The organism is Clostridium sp. AF20-7, assembly GCF_003479275.1.
Classification (GTDB): Bacteria; Bacillota; Clostridia; order Lachnospirales; family Lachnospiraceae; genus Otoolea; species Otoolea fessa.
The window spans coordinates 122,387-143,774 of sequence record NZ_QUGF01000003.1 but is presented as its reverse complement, the minus strand read 5'-3'; the positions used below and the strand labels follow the sequence as shown (position 1 = coordinate 143,774).

The window sequence follows — 21,388 nt, the reverse complement described above, 5'->3', positions numbered from 1 at the left end:
CTCAATTAATGTCTGGTAGAATAGCCAAGATGCGGCTCATTCTTAAGGTTCATGAGGCGAGCGCCGCCCAGTACGTTGAGCAGATCATCCTGATCCTTGCATCCATATACATACTTCTGAAGGTAATCCTTGAAGGTCTCCGGAATCTTGGTGCCGTCAGCAGCATCTTTTGCAGCCTGTGCAGCAACTTCTGCAGCTTTTGCAAGCTTCTCATCTTCCGGCTTAGCAGCAGCAGCCTTAGCAGCTTTGTCTGCAGCCTTCTGAAGCTGTGCCTTAGCATCCTCAGCGTCAAGGTACTTGGAAGCCTTGTCGTACTCTTTCAAGCCCTTATCATCATCATCATAATAGCCGTAGCACTGTGCCGGCCAAGCACCGTACGGTGCACGAACAACGGCGTCTACACACTCACCAAAGATTCTTGTCTTGGTTGGGTCACGACGGATATACTCATCACTTACGATCTCCTCGCAGGTAACGATACAACGTTTTGCAGCTACAGCGATATCTACGTCATGGAACTCATCACCATCGATGATACAGGTTCCATCCGGAGAGGCCTGCTGAACATGGATGATAGCGCAGTCAAGCTTCGGAACCGGAACAGCCAGCAGCTTCTCGCCTGGCTCAAGCGGGTTCTCGATCTCTACGCATTTCAGGTTGTCAACACCTTCCATGGTTCTTCTCTTCTCTTCGCTGATACCCCAGAACTTAACAAGTCCGGAGCCCTGCATCATACGTACCGGCAGGTACGGAAGACCCAGAGATGCAGCATGAAGCTGAAGCATCAGAACGTCCTGAGAATAATCCTCATATGTAAGCTCACCCTTCTCGATAGCTGCACGGAAACGACGAGCTACGTTGGTGTAACCAGAGTTTGCAGTATAGCAGTTGATGTAGGCTCTCACACGGCCCTCACCGATTAACGCATCCCAGTCACCACCTGCCGGGCCAGACCAGCCTACAAAACCAGTTTTACCCTGACGAAGGATCTCGTAAACTGCTGCATACGGTTTACGGTTTGTTGTAAATCCGCCGAGACAAAGTACATCGTTGTCACATACATACTTTTCTACGGCATCGTGTAAAGACATTACTTTATTAGCCACAATAAAGCCTCCTTTAAAAAAATTTTCTATAACTACCTATATAAATAAGTAAAAACGGGATCCGGTACTTCCGGCGCTGCGGTCTTTCGCAGGCCAGATGCAGCCAGATCCCGGCTGCAACAGCCAAAAATCAATATTCGATTAACCGAAAATCAGCATGAAGAAACCTGCTGCTACGGCAGAACCGATAACACCTGCTACGTTTGGTCCCATAGCGTGCATCAGAAGGAAGTTGGTCGGATTCTCTTTTGCACCAACTGTCTGAGAAACGCGGGCAGCCATCGGTACAGCAGATACACCAGCGGAACCGATTAACGGGTTGATCTTGCCGCCGGTTACAGCGCACAGCACCTTACCAAGGAGAACACCTCCGATGGTAGCGAATGCGAATGCAAGAAGACCCATGCAAACGATAGCGATGGTCTGAACACGCAGGAAGATCTCGCCGTTTGCGGTCGCACCTACGGTAGTACCAAGCATGATAGTTACGATGTTGCACAGTGCGTTCTGAGCTGTATCAGAAAGACGCTCTGTAACACCAGATTCACGAAGCAGGTTACCAAGCATCAGCATACCAAGCAGCGGAGCTACGGACGGAAGAAGCAGGGAGCAGAACAGTACTACGAATACCGGGAATACGATCTTCTCAACCTTGCTTACCTTACGGAGCTGCTTCATAACGATGGAACGCTCTTTCTTAGTGGTAAGAAGCTTCATGATCGGCGGCTGAATCAGCGGAATCAGCGCCATGTAGGAGTAAGCGGCAACGGCGATCGGAGCAACCAGATCCGGTGCCAGGTTGTTAGCTACATAGATAGCGGTCGGACCGTCTGCACCACCGATGATACCGATAGCAGCTGCCTCACCTACTGTAAACAGACCAGTTGCGTTAGCCAGCATGAATGCAATGTAGATACCGAACTGAGCAGCTGCACCAAGCAGAAGGCTCACCGGGTTTGCAATCAGCGGACCAAAGTCTGTCATGGCACCTACTGCCATGAAGATCAGACACGGGAACAAACTGGACTTAACACCGCCGTAGATGATACGCAGAACACCTGCGGTATACCACGGCTCGCTTTCCTTCATCAGGTCAGCCAACGGCAGGTTTGCCAGGAACATACCAAATGCAATCGGAAGCAGAAGAAGCGGCTCGAACTGCTTTTTAATTGCCAGGTATAATAATACAAAAGCAATGAGAATCATTACACAGCTTCTCCAGGTCAATGCTGCGAAACCCGACTGTGCAAGAAGCTCTTTTAATATTTCAAAAAAGTTCATTACCTAACCTCCTAGTTCAGAGCAACCAGAGCAGCTCCTGTATCAACAGAATCGCCAGCCTTAACAAGGATCTTGCTGACTGTACCGTCTGCCGGAGCAACGATCTCAGTCTCCATTTTCATGGCTTCCATAATAACTACTACTTCGCCAAATTTAACTGCCTGTCCTTCAGATACCTTGATGTTCAGGATTTTACCTGGCATTGGAGCTTCTACGGTAGTTGCGCCCGCCGGAGCTGCTGCCTTCGGAGCCGGAGCTGCTGCCGGTGCCGGAGCTGGAGCCGGTGCTGCTGCAACTGGAGCCGGAGCCGGTGCTGCCGGTCTCTGTACCGGTGCGGATGCCGGAAGAACCGGAGCTGCCGGAGCTGCTACACCATTACGATCCAGAGATTTGTAAGCTTCTAATTTTTCTACTTCAACTTCGTATTTCTTTCCATTGATCGTAGCAACATATTTCATAATTCTTTACGTCCTTTCGAATGTTTATCATTACTGTTCACACATGTGTGCCCAGTAATGGGATTTTGCCGATGCTTTGTATTCCAAATCGGCAAAATCTGTTGCCTGAACTGTATCATACAGAATTTTCAGTTCCGAAAATTCCTTTTTGTAAACAGTTGCTATTTATCATAGTATCGTCTATTAGTTCAGGGTAACCAGTGCTGCACCTGTGTCAACGGCGTCGCCTGCTTTGACAAGAATCTGTGCTACTGTACCGTCTGCCGGAGCAACGATTTCAGTTTCCATCTTCATAGCTTCCATCACGATGACGGTCTCACCAAACTTAACTGCCTGTCCTGCAGATACTTTGATGTTCAGGATTTTACCTGGCATCGGAGCCTCTACGGTAGTTGCACCTGCTGCCGGTGCTGCTGCCGGTGCTGCTGCTGGTGCTGCTGGTGCAGGCGCCGGTGCTGCTACTGGAGCCGGTGCTGCTGCCGGAGCCTCGCCGTAACGCGGCATTGGCTCGTATGCATCGATTCTTTCAAGTTCTACTTCGTACTGTTTTCCATTGAGGGTAGCCGTATACTTCATAACTGCTCTAACCTTCCTTTCGATTTCCTTTCATTCCTGTTTCTCATTACTTAACTTCTGTCACGCTCAAGATCTTAAACTTGTCTGTCGGCAATCCGAGGTCATCCCCGATCGTTGCCATCAGCACGGCAAGTAATTCCTTATCAGCTTCGTCCGACACAGCCGGTGCTGCTTTCTGTGCTGCGGCCGGGGCCTTAGCACCATCAGAAACAACGGAGCGGAGAATCTTGGAAATTACCATAATTGCCAGAGCCAGACAGATCAGAGCCAGGAAAACTACCGAAAGACCCAGCAGAGAAACGATAACTGACTGCCCGAAAGGCATAGTTGGTTCAGTCCACATTGTGCATTGCACCTCCTTATTTATTTTAGGTTCTGCTTTCTTTGTGAAAAATTATACTTATAAAATTCCACCAGTAAGATTCCATATTGTGGAATGCATTCCATTTTTGAAAGCAATTTATAAGGGGCTTTTCCCCTTAACTGTAACAAGTGAAGCCACAGATTGACATGATCAGCTCACTTTACTTAAATTATAACAGTAACCCCCCTGATTGTCAACCAAGCCTTTCATAAATTATGCACAAAAAGCAGGGTGTTTTATTAGCAAAAACAACCTGCTTTTTATAGGTTATTACTACATTTTTCTACATTTTTCTTAACAACCCCCGGAAGAATCGCCAAGACCTCTCAAGCATTTTGCTCATATTCTAAAATGTATTCTGAAAGTCCCGTTCTCTCCTTTTTTCATCAGAACAAAGCCGCTTTTTTCTGTATTTTTTTATACATTTTCAAGATTTGTCCTTGATTTATTTCGGAAGCTTGAAAGAGCTCTTCAGCGAAACAATCCGGTTGAAAACCGGTTTGCCCGGCTCGCTGTCGCGGCAGTCCACGCAGAAGTATCCATTGCGGACGAACTGAAAGCTCTCAAATGCTTTTGCCTCTTTCAGACCCGGCTCTAAGTAACACTCTTTCAGAACGCGTAGGGAATTCGGATTTAAGTTCAGCGTTCCATCTGCATTGAGTTTGCCCTTTTCCTCGTCTACCAGATTCTCATAGAGACGTACTTCTGCTTTCAGTGCAGTCTGTGCTGCTACCCAGTGAATCGTACCTTTTACCTTTCTTGCATTGAAGCCGGAACCACTCTTCGTCTCCGGATCGTAGGTACAGTGAACAACCGTTACATTGCCGTCTGCATCTTTCTCGCATCCGGTGCAGGTAACAAAGTACGCGTTCATCAGGCGGACCTCATTGCCCGGGAAGAGACGGAAGTATTTCTTCGGTGGTTCTTCCATAAAGTCCTCGCGTTCGATGTAAAGTTCTCTGCCGAATGGAATCTTTCTGGAACCAAGTTCCTCGTTCTCCATATTGTTTGGTGCATCCAGCTCCTCGATCTGTCCTTCCGGATAGTTGTCGATAACAAGCTTGACCGGGTCAAGAATTGCCATCACACGGGACTTCTTTAATTTCAGATCCTCGCGCAGGCAGTACTCTAACATTGCACTGTCGATGGAATTATCTGCTTTGGAGACACCTGCCAGCTCTACAAAGCGGCGGATGGATTCCGGCGTGTAACCTCTGCGGCGCAGCGCTGCGATGGTTACCAGACGCGGGTCATCCCAGCCATCTACAATCTTATCTTCTACCAGTTTCTTGATATAACGTTTTCCGGTAATGACGTTGGTCAGATACATCTTCGCAAACTCAATCTGGCGCGGCGGATTCTCAAACTCGCACTCTCTTACGACCCAGTCATAAAGCGGTCTGTGATCCTCAAATTCCAGCGTACAAATCGAATGCGTGATGTGCTCAATCGCATCCTCAATCGGATGAGCGAAATCGTACATCGGGTAAATGCACCATTTGTCCCCGGTGTTGTGATGATGCATATGGGCTACACGATAAATAACCGGATCACGCATATTGATGTTCGGGGATGCCATATCAATTTTCGCACGCAGCACCTTTTCGCCATCCGCATATTTGCCTTCTTTCATCTCCTCAAAGAGCTGTAAGTTCTCCTCGATGCTGCGGTTGCGGTACGGGCTTTCCTTACCAGGATTGTTAAAATCACCGCGGTACTCACGGATCTGATCAGCTGTCAGATCGCAGACGAATGCTTTTCCCTTTTTAATAAGAAGAACTGCACACTCATACATCTGCTGGAAATAGTTGGATGCAAAAAACAGGCGATCCTCAAAATCAGCGCCCAGCCATTTTACATCCTCGATGATCGACTCAACAAACTCTGTCTTCTCCTTCGTCGGGTTGGTGTCATCAAAACGGAGATTGAATTTTCCGTTGTATTCTTTTGCCAGTCCAGAATTCAGAATAATCGATTTAGCGTGTCCAATATGAAGATATCCGTTCGGTTCCGGAGGAAATCTCGTCTGGACATGATCGTAAACGCCTTCTGCCAGATCTTTGTCAATCTCGCGCTCGATAAAGTTCTTGGAGACAGTCTCTTCCTTCTCCTCTCCCTCTGCCAATGGTTTTTTATTTTCTTCCATATACATTCCCTCCGTTGTTTCTTTTCGTAAATTGATACTGTTGTTTGAGTCAAATCAAACAGTTTTATTTTTTATCATATCACATTTTGGAGTTTTCGAAAAGGGGATATTTGTCCACAAAAAAGGAAGCGCCGCGGGAGGACACTTCCTTTTCTGATTTTCAATTTTTAAGCATCTTTATTATGGCAATTTAAGATGTCCTGCGTTCGCAGGTAATTCTACTTCTTCTTATTATATATGTGTTTTTATGCAATTCTACTTATGCGTTTGCAAGAGCCTCGCCCAGTGCCTCGCACTCAGCACCTGCTGTCTCGTCCGGCGTTGCGTTGCAGATTACCGGCTCGCAAGCCATGGTTACGCCCAGAGTCATGCAGTCGCTCTCCCAGGTACGCATCCACTCGCCGTCGCCCCATCCGTAAGAACCGAATAATGCAATCTTTTTGCCAGAGAGAACCGGGCTAACCTCGTCGAACATCGGCTGGAACTCAGACTCCTCTAACTGTTCAGCCCCCATGGACGGGCAGCCAAATGCGATTCTGTCATACTCGCCAGCTTTGTCAGCGCCAAACTCTGCGGAAGTAAATAAATCAGCCTCGCCGCCCGCTTTCTTAACGCCCTCTGCTACGTAATTTGCCATAGCCTCTGTGTTTCCTGTTCCGCTCCAGTATACAATTGCTACCTTGCTCATTTTTATTTCCTCCTTGTGAATAATTTACTTACTTAGATTTATTATGCGGCTTTTACAAGCTGAATAATCGGTGTCCCCTGACGGTATTTCTCCCGGCACACTTCCGTGCATTCCCGGTATGAATCAAACCGCCGTTTTGCTTCCTGCGGGTCGCCATACGTCTTCCAGTAACCGCTGCAGGTATAATTTTTTCCCTGATTTTCAATGAATCCAACAACATCCTCAAGCGGATACCCCAGGAAAATGCCAATCTCATGTGGAAAATCATGTTCCAGACAAAGCCGGTTGGAAAGCTGCCTCAAAAATCCATCGACCGTCTTCTTCATCTGGTAACCAGACTTTTTTAAAAAGTGCTGTACAGATATTTTACCCAGAATGAAGCGAAGCCATTCCTCGCGGTACACCAGAATCAGAAACGCGCCCGTCCGGCTGCACTCTTTAAGCGCCCGCACCTGAAGCCCCGACGGTTCCAGTTCCCGGTTCCAGAAATCAAGCGCTTCCAGGAGTTTATCACGGTTCTGCGGCTGATAGCGGAACAAGTTCGACGGTTTGATACCACGAAGAGTCGGCGCACACACCTCTACGAATACTTCTTCAAACAACCGTTCCATCTTTCTGCCTCCTAACTGCTTCTCTTAGTTAGCCATGTCTACCCTTAGTTAGATATGGCTAACTATCTTTCAAAAAATAAAAGGCTTTTTCTGCCTTCTATTTTCCTTTTTGCAGGTTAGTCTCATCTAACTTCAATGAGACTATATCATGAATCACTTACCACGTCAAGCAAATTTTGTTCATTTTTGCTTACTGAGTTTTTTTATCAGTAACATCATTTTCTATCTTTTGGGACGATAAATAATCTCATTTACCGCATACACCGTCACAAATGCCTTCGGATCTGTTTTTAATATATACGGCATGAGCTGTGCATATTCGTTTTTATCTACGATCGTGATAATTTCCGTCTTCGGCTCATTGTCAAACGCGCCGAATCCCTGATAGATCGTCGCGCCGCTGTGAAGCGTATGCAGGATAAACTGGCGTATCTCTTCTTCTTTTTCCGAGATAATGCAAACTCTCTTTTTCAGATTCAGACCGAAAATAAAATGATCCAGCACAATTCCGTTTAAGTATGTGCCCAGAATGCCCAGCACCACCAGTTTTTTATCGCTAAAAAACACGGATGAGAGCGCCACACACATGCCTGGAAGCGCCATCGCTTTTCCCAGCTCCATATGGAAATATTTGTTTAAGAGCTTTGCCACGATGTCCAGACCGCCCGACGAGGCATTCATCCAGAACAAAAGAGCCAGACCAACGCTGACAACAAAGATATAGCAGACCGTATCCATCATCGCATCCTGGTTGATCGACACAAAATCCGGAAAAACCTGCTCAAACACCCACAGAAAAACCGGCAGAATCAGTGACGTATACACCGTCTTGACGCCGAACTCGCGTCCGATAAAGAGAAAGCCCACCACCAGAAGCGCCGCATTTAAAATAAAGGTCAGCACTGAAATCGGCAGCGGTATCACATTTCCCAAAAGCATCGCCAGACCGGAAATACTTCCCACCGATACACCGCTCGGAATCAGAAAGAAATAGACGGCTGCCGCCACGACAAAGGTCGCCGCTGTGATCATTGTGTACTCCCCGATTACGCGCATGGACTTTTTTGCCATAACTTAAAACCTCCTCATATTACAATTTCGCGCGAGCGCGCATCATTGGCACGTTAGCGCCTTTTTGTGTAATAGAGACTTCCAAGGGATTTCCCATTACACAAAAAGACACATCGCATCTGCAATGTGTCTTCGTAATGAGGCATCGGGGATTCGAACCCCGGACAACTTGATTAAAAGTCAAGTGCTCTACCGACTGAGCTAATACCCCATATTTAACTGGGCTAGTTGGATTCGGACCAACGAATGCAGGAGTCAAAGTCCTGTGCCTTACCGCTTGGCGATAGCCCATCAGCAAAAGATCCTTTTAAAAGGAAGGTGGATATAGGGATTCGAACCCTAGGCCTCCAGAGCCACAATCTGGCGCGCTAACCAACTGCGCTATATCCACCATAGGAATCTGTCGAAACAGATTCGACGAGCCTGAAGGGATTCGAACCCCCGACCCACGGCTTAGAAGGCCGTTGCTCTATCCAGCTGAGCTACAGACTCATATTCATTTTGCGATTCTGACCGTTTTATCCGGCACTGTAACCATTCCCGCACCTGACCTCTCAGCCAACTGCTTATCTGTCTCATCGACAGCAAAGATAGTATATAACATTTGAAAAAGAATGTCAACAGGAAATTTCATATTTTTTAAAATAATTTCAAAAATTCATTTCTTTTGACTTTCCCCCTATTTTTCCACCTCTTCCTGCTCGTATGACAGGAAGTCCGCCAGAAATCCCTTTTCCCGCAGCGCTGCCTCGATCTCGTCAAGAATCTCCTCCTGATCGGCAACCACGTGATGGAAATGATAGCCCGATGTCACGTTTAAAAGCGGCGTAGATCGCCCAGTCCGGATATTTTCCACAAATGCCTCAACATCGCGGCGGCTGCGGATATTTAACGGCGCCGATACCTTTCCATAGATGCGGTGGTTGACCATGACATCCAGCACCTCGCCGCCCAGATCAACAATCGTATTCAGCTCTTCGCGCGTCTGCTCGGTCGTATGGCACATTTTAAAGAGGCGTTCCGTCTGGTGCGGCACCTCCAGCACATAACCGCGGGCAGTCGCAAGGACAGGGTGTCCCTCGGTACGCAGAAGCGCGATATCCTGCACCACCACCTGACGGCTCACGCCGACTGCCCGCCCCAGCGCCCCGCCGGAAAGCGGTGTGGATGACTGTCCCAGCATTTCCAGTATTTTCTTTCTCCGCTGTACTCCTGTCATCGTTGTTTCCATCCTGTTTTCCCTGTCCTTTCTTAGTTTTTAAATTTTTATAATGCCCGCAGATGTTTGAGGCTCAGATCCAGAATTGGTGCCGAGTGCGTCAGCGCGCCGCTGGACACATAATCTACGCCTAATTTCGTGATCGTTGCGATATTTTCCTTCGTCATATTTCCGGAACACTCCGTCTCGGCGCGTCCGTCGATGATGCGGATCGCCTCCGCCATCTCGTCCGGGGTCATATTATCCAGCATGATAATATCAGCGCCCGCTTCCACTGCCTCGCGCACCATATCGAGATTTTCCGTCTCCACCTCGATCTTGCGGACAAATGGGGCATATTTCTTCGCCGCCTCAACCGCCGCCTTAACTCCGCCGGCTGCGTCGATATGGTTATCCTTGAGCATCACGCCGTCCGATAAGTTGTAACGGTGGTTGCTGCCGCCGCCAACCTTGACCGCATATTTTTCAAATATACGCATACACGGGGTCGTCTTGCGCGTATCTAAAAGCGTCGTCTTCGTTCCTTCTAAGAGCTTCGCCACCTGATTCGTATAGGTCGCAATGCCGCTCATCCGCTGTAAATAGTTGAGCGCCGTCCGCTCGCCAGAAAGAAGCACCCGGATGTCGCCGGTGATCACGCCTAAAAACTGCCCTTTTGTGACGGTATCCCCGTCTTTTACCTCAAATTTTGTCTCGGTCGCCTCGTCCAGAAGTTTAAACACGCGTTCAAACACCTGTAAACCGGCGATAATACCGTCTGCCTTGGCTAAGAGTTGTACCTCGCCCTTACGGTATTCCGGCATGACCGCGTTCGTCGAAACGTCCTCACTGTTGATATCTTCCTTTAACGCCATGCGGATATACTCATCCGCAACAAGCTGCATCGTAATTGGATTCATACTCTTCGTCCTCCCGTCCGGCGATCTTGCCTGCCGCTCTCTCTGCAAATACAAGGCTTTCCAGCAGACTGTTGCTGGCAAGCCGGTTCTTTCCGTGTACGCCGTTGCAGCTCGTCTCACCAACCGCATACAGGTGGTCCATCGTCGTCTCGGAGAAATGATCGACATAGATACCGCCCATAAAATAATGCTGCGCCGGTACGACCGGAGCCGGTTCCTTCGTGATATCGTAGCCCTCTTTTAAGCACTCCTCATAAATGTGCGGAAAATGGTTCCGGATCGTCTCCTCCGGAACTGCCTTAAACGACAGCCATACATGATCGCTGCCTTCTTTTTCCATCTCCTTCTCGATCGCCTGCGTCACCACATCACGCGGCAGAAGCTCATCGACAAAGCGCTCGCCCTTTCCATTTAACAGAACTGCCCCCTCGCCGCGGGTAGATTCTGAAATCAGGAAGCTGCGTCCCGGCTTCTTGCTGTACAGGCTGGTCGGATGAATCTGGACATAATCGAGATGCTCCAGACGCACGCCGTGTTTCTTTGCCACATCCAGTCCATCGCCCGTCAGGCTCGGGAAGTTCGTCGAATGCTTGTAAAGCCCGCCGATGCCGCCGGTCGCCAGAACCGTGTCTTTCGCATGGAGCTTTAAAATATCGCCGGCTGCATTCTTTGCCAGAATGCCGGTGCAGATACCATTTTCAACCAAAATATCTGTCATAACGGTATATTCCCGGATTTCTACATTCGGAAGTTCTTTTACACGCGTCTGCAGGGTCGTCGTGATCTCTTTTCCCGTGATGTCCTCATGGAAACAGATACGCGGCTGCGAATGCGCGCCCTCCTTTGTATATTTTAAACTGCCATCTGGATTTTTGTCAAACCCTACGCCTAATTTCAGCAGATTATTTATCACATCCCGGCTGGAACGGATCATGATATCCACACTCTCCTTGCGGTTCTCGTAGTGTCCCGCGCGCATCGTGTCCTCAAAATACGCATCATAATCTGTCTCATCCCGCAGCACGCAGATACCTCCCTGCGCCAGCATGGAATCACAGCTCTCTATATCTTCCTTGCAAATCATTAAGATCCGGTCTTCCGACGGCAGGTTTAAAGCGGTGTACAGACCGCCTACGCCACACCCGACGATGACCACATCATAATTTTCCTCCCGGACCATTTTGTTGCCTTCCTTTCTATACCATACGTTTGCACTTATCTTTTTATCCTGCAGATAGTTCAGCCTTCAAATCGCAAAATACTATCTGCCACTCTATGCTCCTATCGCAAACAGAGTTCTCTTTCAATCCAAAACTTCATTTGTGCATCCGCACCAGTATAGCACATATTTTTTCATGTGACAAGACATATGTAATGATATTTTGGTAATTCTGCAAAAACTCATGTTTCATTGACAGTCCACCATAAATCCATTAAAATACCTACTATAATAAGGTATTTCGCCGAATTAAATTTAAACATATGAAGAGAAGGTATTTTCATGAAAATCAATCACGTACACGCAGTCTATTTTAGTCCGACCGGCAACGCGAAAAAGGTTATCATCACGCTGGCGCAGGCGATCGCGGATACACTCGGTGTCCCGATGGATTCCTATGATTTCACGCTGCCGGAAAGCCGCGAAAAAGTTCATACATACGGGGCAGACGATCTGCTCGTCATCGGCACCCCGGTCTACGCGGGACGCATCCCGAACAAGATGCTTCCATTTGTACAGACCCATTTTGAGGGAAATGGAGCGCTCGCCGTTCCGGTGGCTGTCTTCGGAAACCGCAACTTCGACAATGGGCTCATCGAGCTTCGCAATGAATTAGAGGCGCACGGTTTCCACACCATTGCGGGTGCCGGTATCCCGACCGAGCACGTATTCAGCGACAAGCTGGCAACCGGACGTCCAGATGCAGATGATCTCGCACAGATCCATGCATTCGGCATCAAAGCAGCTGAAAAGATCACTTCCCTGACCGAAATCCCGGCTCCGATTGCCGTGCGCGGCGATGATCCGGTCGGACCATATTACACACCGCTCGGCACCGACGGAAAACCGGCTGTCTTCCTGAAAGCCAAACCAGTCACCGATCCGGAAAAATGTACTGGCTGCGGCATCTGTGCAACGGTCTGTCCGATGGGCTCTATCCCGGCAGATGCACCAGACACCTGCACCGGTATCTGCATTAAATGTCAGGCGTGCATCAAGATCTGCCCGGCTGGCGCGAAATACTTCGACAACGAGGCTTTTCTGTCCCACGTCGCGATGCTGGAGCAGAACTATACGCGCAGAAGTGAGGCGGAGTATTTTATTTAAAAAATATATTTTGACAAACGGCAGCTGCCAAACAGGAAGAGATACTTACTGTATCCACCTGTTTAGCAGCTGCCGTTTGATTTATATCTGTTCGATTTATACCTGTTTACAACGTTTCTGCGTCTTTATCATCACCGTTTTCTTTTAGTTTTTACGGTTCTCTTCTTCCTCCCGTCTGCCGCTCATCCATACATAAGCAGATGCGATCAGTCCGAGTGTCAGCATCAGAGCCGATGTGTTTACTCCGTCCTCTCCTGTCTTCGGAAGTCCCTGTGCAGGAATATTTTCAATCGGCACTTCCGCCGGCTGTTCCGGAAGCACCGGTTCTTCGGTGACTGTCCCCGGTCCCGCAGAGGTTGTCTTCTTTCCGCCAGAACTGGAACCGCCGCCTCCATGACCGCCGTGGCTTCCGCCACCCCCATGATCCGGGGTTGGATCTGGCTTCGGAGCTGTCTTTCCGTTGACAAAGTTTACTTTCAGAGTTTCGCCGCCTTTGATTGCGCCCATATAAACCACAGCGCTCTCCACGCCGGTGGCCGGGTTAATCACACTGCTTACCCCTTTTTCGGCTGTCATCTGCTGATACGATTCTTCATCGCAGATCACATAAATATTGGAATCCACCTTATATCCATCTGGCGCCGCCTTTTCCTGAAGGTAATAGACCACTCCCTCTAAAAGTGCATAATCAATATTCAGGGTTCCGTTGGTCGTCGAGACGGTATAATTTAACTCTTTGTTGTCCGGATCGTACTCAACCCAGCCATAATATCCATCTTTTACCAGTTTCTGGCTCTTCGTCCCATCTTCATTTTCTACCGTTTCGTAGACCGGATCCACATAAACACAGTATTTTGTCACATCCGTTGTCTTCTGATTTCCCTGTTCATCTGTCTCCGTCTTGCTGTCTATATACCAGAGATAGAACGAAGTCTGCCCCTCGCCCTCGTCGTCTCCGAGCTGGCTGCCATCCGTATCTACCTTGGTCAGGTTGAAGGTGCCATCCTGCTGTTTGAGAACCATGGAACTGTACCAGTTCCAGGCGGAATTCTGATAATTGTTATCTGCACGTTCGCCATCGATATTGGTTGCCATGGTAAATGCAACCCAGGTAGCTTCTTCCGATGAGACGCCCGATTTTAAGAGTGCATTAAAATATGCATTTGCCTTATCCCATGCACCATCCGTTTCATTTAACTTATCCGCCATATAATCGCCGATCGTCATCTCACACCCATCCGTCGCCCAATTTCCATGACTATGACCGTGACCCAGATTTTCATTTTCCAGGAATTTTTTCATATCCTCCTGGCTGCCGACATTGAAGCTGAAAATATTCTGATAAAAATTATCATACTGACTGCTGGAATGAAGCAGCATCGGATCCAGAGAAGCCAAGGAAGAATTTCCGGTCTCTCCCGCTCGCGTTAGTTCATTTGCCGCTGCTTCATTCTTGGAAAGCAGTTCCTCGATCGTCGTGTAGGAAGTTCCTCCTTTCTCGTTGTAGTATTTAAGAACTTCTTTTTCTAGTGTCGTGTTATTTTTAGAAAGATATTGATTCAAGGCATCCTGAATTTTATATTTTGATGCCCGGATTGCATCAATCTCACCGCCACGCACCCACGGAGCATAATATTTACTTCCATCCGCCTTGATCGCATAATTGTTTTTTCCACTGGACGGAATTGAGCTTACAAAATACTTTCCAGAACCTTTTGGTTTTTCTTCCACCTGTGCACTATTAAAATCGCAATAATAACAATCATATTTTTCTGAATACAGATAATATTTTTTGCCAATCTGATAAACCGGTTCTCCAACGTTAATATCGTTTTTCGTTAATTTGATATAGGACGTCGTTAAATTTCCGTCCTTATCAATTCCGTACTGGCGCTGAGACTGCGTGTCTTTCAATGCCTCATCAATCAGATTTTCAATAACTCCTGTTGTGCTGGAATTCTTTATATCATACTTGGGAGAAAGAAATCCCTTCGTATAATCATCCGGCAGTTCCTGTCCGTCAAATCCAATGACTCCTGTCTGATCCTGATTGCTCATGTCCGGTGTCGATACGATAAAGCTGTTATTTTTATACACATATGTATGTTTGGAACCGTTGGTAATATAAACATCAAATACCATTGTACATCCCGGTTCCTCATACGGACAGACTGTTCCATTTTTTATATTATAGCTATATTCAACTCCATTGAAAACCTGACGGATCGTATTTTGTCCGTAATACTGTGCATTTTCCAGCTCGTCCGCACCTTCTTTAGTCTGGAACCACTGTTCAAACTGCTTCTTTCCAGCCGCATTGATCTCTTCCATCACCTTGCTCAGCTCAATCGTCTGGTCACCCTTGGCATCTTCTTTGATATTAAAGGTTACCTTAAATTTTCCAGTTTCTTTATCATAAAAATATTCATAATCCTTCTCTTCCGGTAAAACAGGTTTTACCTCTGTCTCCTGGCTGCCGCCCGTCTGGTTTCCGGAATTATCCACATTTTCCTGTCCATTCTGAGAATTAGAATCTCCGGCTGCTCCCGACGCCGAACCTGCAGAGCCTGTACCGGAATTGGCATCCGATTCGTTCTTTTTCGAGTCGGACGGCGCACCCGGAATAATTTCTACCGTGTCAGACTGAGATGGGCGTTCGATCGAATCGTATGGATTATCCGTCTGTTCACCCGACGGATTCTGACCGTTTTCTTTCCCTGTCTGGCTGTTTCCATTTTCATTCACAGAACCCACAGTTCCGGCTTCATTTCCTTCACCAGCTCCATCTGAGCCCTCATCTCCAGAAACATCCGCTACCGTAGAACCATCCTGCACTCCAACAGTATCTTTCCCAGCAATATTCTCTGCCTGTTTTCCAGTACCAAATACTTCTTTCTCCATCCACTTATCCAGATCGACTTTCTCCTGCGTTCCCGCTGTGTCCACACTTTCTTTGACAACTGCCGCATCATCCGCATAAGCAGTCGCCGTACCGAAGGAACTAAACGACAGCATCAGCGCCAGCAATACTGCTATCGGACGGCGCATCTGATTTTTATACTTCCGTCTCCGGCTCCTTCCCCTGATTTTTCTCTCTTCCATCCCTTTACCTCCCTTGATAGATCTATTTCCAGATGCAGTAGCGTATAAACATTTCTTTCCGGTCCGTTTCCATGTTATGTCTTTCTGTCTATCCAGTTACTGCATCATGGTAACGCATTTTGTTTTTCCACATCTGGGACATTCCCCATCTTATTCTGCGTTACTGTTCACGCATACGTGCCCAGTAACGGAATTTGCCGTGGCTTCGCATTTAAATACGGCAAATTCCTGCTGCCACCACGTTTTCTTACGGCACTTTCGGTTCCAAAAGTGCCTACCCGTGAACAGTTACTATTCTGCCGATTCATACGCATATAGAATTGTCCGGGCATTGTTAAATTCATAGCTGCATGTCACAAATGAATACAAACGCACGATCGTCCCCTCGATCGGCGCGGACGCGCTCGCGCCCGCTGTCATCTGCTGAATATATGACGCAAATTCTTCTCCCGATGCAAACTCCGTTTTCCGGCGGATCGCATCCGGCGATGTGCAGACAGCCGCCAGGGCTTTTAAATGAATCTCCCGCTCCGGCGTATAAAGAATGATTTCTGAATGCTGATCGAAATAGCCCTGATCCTTGTATCTGGAAATGTCCTTAAACATACTTCCATTCTTCATGTGATGGCCGTACAGCACGTTATGCAGGGACGAAAAATCTGCCTGATCGGCATAGTCCAGAAAAATCGTGCCCGCCGTGCTCTTCTGTCCGTTCAGGTCACGGTGCAGGTAATAATCATTGTCCTTCCCCTGAACCACCGGATAATTGATCTGAGTTCCCGGAATCTGAATCCAGGCAACGACGTCCGGATTCTGGAAATCCAGCGCTGAAAAATCAATTGCTGACACATATTCTGTCTCCTTTATTGCATCCGTCTCACCTATCTCATTTTCCACTTCTGGCACTTTTTTCTCCGGCATTGTTTCTCCCGTCGTCCCTGCTTCTGACATTCCCACAACCTGGGCAGTCAACTCTTCCTGCGCCTTCTCCTGACGCATTTCATCCCATTTATGCATTACCACCCCTGCTGTACCGAACGCCAGACAGATGACAGCTATCACAGCCGCTGCTTTCCGTGTCCACTTTTGCATCGATCCCTCCATCTTTGCCCGTGAAACGTTCTGCGCCTTTATTTATTAAGCAAATTATATATTTTTATAAATGATGTATTAATTTGCATACAAAACGAAACAGATAACAGCATAGTTTTAGGACAGCGCCATTTTTTCTGGCGCCGCCCTAAAAACCTGCTCTTATAACCGGGCAATTTTTATTTTTCTATATCTTGTCTTACTCTTCCGTCTTTTTTCTGCCCGTCATTAATACATAAGCTGCTGCCATCATTCCAATTGCCAGCAGAGCCATCGGCACATCCATCCGATCCGTATCCCCGGTCTTCGGAAGTCCTTCTGCCGGTACAACCGGCTGAGGTTCTGGTACAACCGGCGTAACCGGTTCCGTCGGCTGGGCTGCCGGTCCCGACGCGGTTGTGGTCGAAGACTTTTTACTGCCAGAACTACTTCCGCCTCCGTGACCGCCGTGGCTTCCGCCTCCGTTATTGCCTGGATTCGGGGTCGGGGTAGGATCAGATCCCGGTTCCTGGCTTCCATGTTCTACCACATATGATACGGTCGGCTTCGGGAATTCTTCTGGCCGATACTCATTTCCACGGCTGTCTACCGGATACAGGACCGCCTCCTGATTGGTATAGAGCCCTTCATAGTGCTGGCTGCCGTCCCGGTCATATTTTCCATATGTTCCATCCGCCGTCTTTGGGTTTATCAGTTTTACGGTATAGGTCAGCTGCACCGGTGCAAAGTTTGAAACTGGTTCATTTATATACCAGGTAAACATCTCTGTCTCTGCCTTATTTCCCGCGTCATATACCACTTTAAAACGATAATTCTGCGGTCCCGGTTCTCCGTCTCCAAAATACCAGGTGTTGCCCTCCTGATACATAGAAAGCGCTTTTCCCCCTACTGTCAGCTGGTCTAAGTGATCGAAATCAAAGTTATAATCCTCTTTCACATAGCCCATATAATCTTTCACAACAGAACCTTTATCAACGGCATACAAAATATCATTTTCTATACTTTCAAATGAAACCTGCTTTCCATTCGCGAGGTACCGCATGAAACTCATTCCCCACTCATAGTTACTTGCCGTTCCGGGCGGCGTAATCGGCATCGCATAGCAGTGATATCCTTCCGAAGCTGCCTGTGCGTACGCCTCGTACGAAAGATATAATGCCTTATCGATCGAATTCACATAATTTCCTGCTTCCTCCACCGGTGTAATAAGCGATGCATCCGGTTCCGTTCCATATGGATAGTCGTGTGTATCCTTCTGCTCTGAAAGTCTGGCTCCTATGCCGGTCAGCCATGCATTCCAGTCCGTCGGTGCCTGATTATTTCCATACTTGGATTTCCAGTTATCCGGTCCTGCAAAATGTTTCGGAGAATCTGCCATAAATCCCCAGGCAACCGCCGTCGGATTCTCATTAAACATATAGGTAATACCATCACTGACAACTACCAGTGTCTTGCGTTCATCTGCCACTCCTGTATCCTGGTCTAACATTGATTTACCCGCTAAAATACCTGCGTGAAGATTGGTTCCACTCTTAATTTCCTGACAAATGGCTGCTTCAATCGCCTCATATTGGGTCTCCAAATCCATAAATCCATCCGTATGGGCTTCCTTGTTAAAGAGCACTACTCCCACTTTGACCTTTGCTCCCTTTTCCTGCACTTCTTTCTTGAGGTTCTGAAGCATTTCCAATGCCTGCTCTTTCAGTCCCATGCTGGTTGATTTATCTAAGACAAGCACCACATCACTTACCAGCTGCTCCTCCGCTGACGGCAAGGACAAAGCCACTTGAGACTTAAAATTTTCATCCAGCTGTTCCGCTGTCTTCGATTTAGAAGTTCCTCCCTCTGGAATCGTCGGAAGTTCTCCTCCCGGAATCGTATATGATACAGTCGGTTTCGAAAATACTTCCGTTTTTCCTTTTTCCTGATCGCTTCCAACCGGATGCAGCACTGCTTTCTGGTTCGTATAAAGTCCATCATACTCTTCGCTTCCGTCTTCATCGTACCGTCCATACGATTCTCCTGGATTGTTCTTCGGATTTACCAGTTTTACCGTATAGGTCAGCTGCACCGGTTCATTATTTTTTACCGCCTCATTCATCGTCCAGATGAAATGTTCTCCGCCTTCCTTATCCGACGGATCGTATTCCACCTTAAAACGATACTGAGCTGCATTCACGTCTTCATTTCCAAAATAAACGGTATTTCCATCTTTCCATTTGGAAAGCTCCCTGCCGCCAACAGTCAGACGGTCGATGCTCTTTAAGTCAAAATTGTAGTCATCCTTGACCCAACCCATATAATCTTCCACCATCGAGCCCCGATCGACGGCATAAAGGATGTCATTTTTGATATCTTCAAAACTTGCCGTTTTTCCGTCTGCCAGATATTTCACAAAGCTCGGTCCCCATGGATAGCTTTCACCAGCAGATGAACCAATCGGCATCGCATAGCAGTGATACTGTTCCTTCGCCGCTTCCAGATATGCCTCATAGGAAAGATAGAGTGCTTTATCAACGCTATTGGCACGTTCTTTTCCTTCACCAGGTGGGGTACATGGCGTTAAATCTCCTTGCTCATATGGATGGTCAAATTCATCGCCCTGTGCATCCATCTGCGCTTTGATTGTACCCAGGCGCTCGTTCCACTCATCCTCCGATAATGCTTTATTATTCCCATATTTAAGAATCCAGTTATCCGGTCCCGCCCAGGAATGTTCTGAACCATCATTCTCAAATCCCCAGGCAACCGCCGTCGGTTTTTCCCCAAAAATATAGGTAATGCCATCGCTTAAAAGCACCAGGCTCTTTCTTCCTGCTGCCACCTGCGTATCCTCATCCAGCATTTTCTTACCTGCAAGGATTCCAGCCGAAAGATTCGTTCCGCTGCTAATATTCTCACGGATCGCTGCCGCAATCGCATCATACTGGGTTTCCAAATCCATAAAGTCAGACTTATGCGCTTCTTTATTAAAAATAACGACTCCAACCTTTACTTTTGCGCCATTTTTCTTTGCCTGCGCCTGCAGCTCCTTAAGCATCTCTAACGCCTCATTTTCCAGCTGCACGCTGGTAGATTTATCCAGCACAAATACAATGTCATTTTCCAGTTTTTCCTCCGCTGACGGAAGGGAAAGTGTTACCTGGGATTCAAAGTTTTCGTCCAGATTGGTAGCTTTTTTAGACTTCGAAATCTGCCAGTGTGGAATTTCTTCCACTTCCACTGCCGACAAAACAGCTACGTCTGTCAGACCAAGCTCCATCGCGGAAGTTACAAATGCGGCTGCGGATGCATTCTTAATGCCTACCGTTTCATATGAATCCCCCAGAATGCGTTCAAAATTGTCTTCTTCTGCTTCGTCGCCTACAATCGCCTTATTTTTTTCATTTTCATCGTTCTCGTTCTCTTCTTCTTTTGCATCAGACGGAGATGCCATTGCAGCTGAAGTCAAAAACATCGAAAAATGAGCCGAACGTGATACCTGAACTGAATCTTCGTCCTGGGCGCTGTCATTTTCTGAATCCGATGTATCTGTTTCGGACGCATCCATGCCTGCTTTTTCATTCTCGTTCTCAGAATCCAGCTCCGATAAATCTTTCTTGTCATCCGCTGCTTCCGGTTCTTCTTTTATATCCGAGGTATCTTCTGAATCTCCTGTATTCGGTTCCTGCTCCTTCTGCTCTGCTTTGTCCTGTTTTTCTGGATCCGAGGTTTCTTCTTTTATTTGATTGTTACCTGTATCTGAAGCATTTTCCTGCTCTTTTACATCGTCCTCCAGAGCCGTATCCTCTTCTGTGATATCTTCACTTCCTGCCGGAACTGCACTTTCCGGTTCTTTTACCTCATTTTCTATCTCGGCCGGAACCGCTTCCTCTGTCTCCAGCTCAACCTGCTTTTTTACTTCACCAAATGGCGCAACCGTCATCCATACGCTGGCTCTTCCATCCACCAGAATCCGTCCGGTGCGCTCTTTTGAAGAAGAATTGGTCATCAGGAAAATAATTTCTTCATTTCCGCTGATCGTATACTGATCCATGTTCTCTTCATCCTCTAAGCGGGCATACATTTTCAAAGTAAGCCGGTCGTTTTTCTTCTCGAAATCTGGATGCAGTTCATATAGATTTCCTTCTTCAAACAGTCCCTCGTAGGTTTCTGCCTCATCGCCGGAAAACGTAAATGCATCCTCTTTTACTGTCTTCCCTTTTTTAGCAGCATCCCGGATTGCCTGCCTGAGAACTTCTTTTTCCAATGAAAATTCCTGTCTTTCATCCCCTCCTTCGGATGTGGCTGCTGCAAATGCGGCTGTATTTGCCACGCTTGTGCTCAACATACTGCTGCACAAAAGCACTGACATGAAACGCCTTGACTGACGTTCAAACCAGCCTTGACTGTAACTTTTCCCCTTTTTCTTCGCTTTTTTCATTCTTTTTGCCTCCCGTCTTATCATCA

At 47.5% G+C, this 21,388-nt stretch carries 16 protein-coding genes and 4 tRNA genes; 1 reads left to right on the top strand and 19 read right to left on the bottom strand.

The annotated features are described in order from the left end of the window. Window positions 1-5 precede the first annotated feature (5 nt). The 16 genes from DWX68_RS03775 to DWX68_RS03700 all read right to left on the bottom strand — a co-directional run bounded on the left by DWX68_RS03775 (window position 6) and on the right by DWX68_RS03700 (window position 11,599). Window positions 6-1,106 (bottom strand): CoA-transferase, encoded by a 1,101-nt coding sequence (locus tag DWX68_RS03775; RefSeq protein WP_022359951.1) that lies wholly within the window; start codon window positions 1,104-1,106, stop codon window positions 6-8. 141 nt (window positions 1,107-1,247) lie between these two features. Then, window positions 1,248-2,387, bottom strand: a complete 1,140-nt coding sequence (locus DWX68_RS03770; protein WP_117796388.1) for a sodium ion-translocating decarboxylase subunit beta — start codon at window positions 2,385-2,387, stop codon at window positions 1,248-1,250. A gap of 11 nt (window positions 2,388-2,398) precedes the next feature. Then, the gene (locus tag DWX68_RS03765) at window positions 2,399-2,845 is read right to left on the bottom strand and encodes a biotin/lipoyl-containing protein (RefSeq protein WP_117796387.1); all 447 of its coding nucleotides are present in this window, start codon (window positions 2,843-2,845) and stop codon (window positions 2,399-2,401) included. A gap of 183 nt (window positions 2,846-3,028) precedes the next feature. Further along, window positions 3,029-3,421: a biotin/lipoyl-containing protein gene (locus DWX68_RS03760; protein ID WP_118628647.1), complete on the bottom strand. Its 393-nt coding sequence runs from the start codon at window positions 3,419-3,421 to the stop codon at window positions 3,029-3,031. A 46-nt stretch (window positions 3,422-3,467) separates the two neighbouring features. Next, complete coding sequence (locus tag DWX68_RS03755; protein ID WP_022359955.1) at window positions 3,468-3,764, bottom strand: OadG family protein; 297 nt, start codon at window positions 3,762-3,764, stop codon at window positions 3,468-3,470. Between the two features lie 466 nt (window positions 3,765-4,230). Beyond that, complete coding sequence (locus tag DWX68_RS03750; protein ID WP_118524627.1) at window positions 4,231-5,931, bottom strand: glutamine--tRNA ligase/YqeY domain fusion protein; 1,701 nt, start codon at window positions 5,929-5,931, stop codon at window positions 4,231-4,233. A gap of 259 nt (window positions 5,932-6,190) precedes the next feature. Then, a complete protein-coding gene (locus DWX68_RS03745; RefSeq protein WP_118481811.1) occupies window positions 6,191-6,619 on the bottom strand; it encodes a flavodoxin in 429 nt (142 codons plus the stop codon). Window positions 6,620-6,660: 41 nt separating this feature from the next. Beyond that, window positions 6,661-7,230 (bottom strand): DUF3793 family protein, encoded by a 570-nt coding sequence (locus DWX68_RS03740; RefSeq protein WP_022359958.1) that lies wholly within the window; start codon window positions 7,228-7,230, stop codon window positions 6,661-6,663. Between the two features lie 222 nt (window positions 7,231-7,452). Continuing rightward, complete coding sequence (locus DWX68_RS03735; RefSeq protein WP_118628646.1) at window positions 7,453-8,301, bottom strand: YitT family protein; 849 nt, start codon at window positions 8,299-8,301, stop codon at window positions 7,453-7,455. A gap of 138 nt (window positions 8,302-8,439) precedes the next feature. Continuing rightward, window positions 8,440-8,512: transfer RNA gene (locus DWX68_RS03730), tRNA-Lys, on the bottom strand. 8 nt (window positions 8,513-8,520) lie between these two features. Next, a tRNA-Gln gene (locus DWX68_RS03725) sits at window positions 8,521-8,592 on the bottom strand. A gap of 26 nt (window positions 8,593-8,618) precedes the next feature. After that, window positions 8,619-8,692: transfer RNA gene (locus DWX68_RS03720), tRNA-His, on the bottom strand. A gap of 27 nt (window positions 8,693-8,719) precedes the next feature. Next, a tRNA-Arg gene (locus DWX68_RS03715) sits at window positions 8,720-8,793 on the bottom strand. 187 nt (window positions 8,794-8,980) lie between these two features. Beyond that, complete coding sequence (locus tag DWX68_RS03710; protein ID WP_347475158.1) at window positions 8,981-9,520, bottom strand: transcription repressor NadR; 540 nt, start codon at window positions 9,518-9,520, stop codon at window positions 8,981-8,983. 47 nt (window positions 9,521-9,567) lie between these two features. Further along, window positions 9,568-10,419 carry a carboxylating nicotinate-nucleotide diphosphorylase gene (nadC, locus tag DWX68_RS03705; RefSeq protein ID WP_118524040.1) on the bottom strand — a complete coding sequence of 284 codons (852 nt, stop codon included), beginning with the start codon at window positions 10,417-10,419 and terminating at the stop codon, window positions 9,568-9,570. After that, entirely contained in the window at window positions 10,385-11,599 is a 1,215-nt protein-coding gene (locus DWX68_RS03700) for an L-aspartate oxidase (protein WP_118628644.1), read from the bottom strand. Before DWX68_RS03700 ends, nadC begins: the two co-directional genes overlap by 35 nt. Window positions 11,600-11,920: 321 nt before the next feature. Here DWX68_RS03700 and DWX68_RS03695 point away from each other — a divergent pair, with 321 nt between their 5' ends. Beyond that, entirely contained in the window at window positions 11,921-12,745 is an 825-nt protein-coding gene (locus DWX68_RS03695) for an EFR1 family ferrodoxin (RefSeq protein WP_118570084.1), read from the top strand. A gap of 144 nt (window positions 12,746-12,889) precedes the next feature. Here the strand turns inward: DWX68_RS03695 and DWX68_RS03690 are convergent, their stop codons facing one another. The 3 genes from DWX68_RS03690 to DWX68_RS03680 all read right to left on the bottom strand — a co-directional run bounded on the left by DWX68_RS03690 (window position 12,890) and on the right by DWX68_RS03680 (window position 21,362). Next, entirely contained in the window at window positions 12,890-15,847 is a 2,958-nt protein-coding gene (locus DWX68_RS03690) for a hypothetical protein (protein ID WP_118628643.1), read from the bottom strand. A 291-nt stretch (window positions 15,848-16,138) separates the two neighbouring features. Then, window positions 16,139-16,939: a class B sortase gene (gene srtB / locus DWX68_RS03685; protein WP_182432132.1), complete on the bottom strand. Its 801-nt coding sequence runs from the start codon at window positions 16,937-16,939 to the stop codon at window positions 16,139-16,141. Between the two features lie 199 nt (window positions 16,940-17,138). Then, the gene (locus DWX68_RS03680; RefSeq protein WP_182432131.1) at window positions 17,139-21,362 is read right to left on the bottom strand and encodes a VWA domain-containing protein; all 4,224 of its coding nucleotides are present in this window, start codon (window positions 21,360-21,362) and stop codon (window positions 17,139-17,141) included. Window positions 21,363-21,388: the final 26 nt, after the last annotated feature.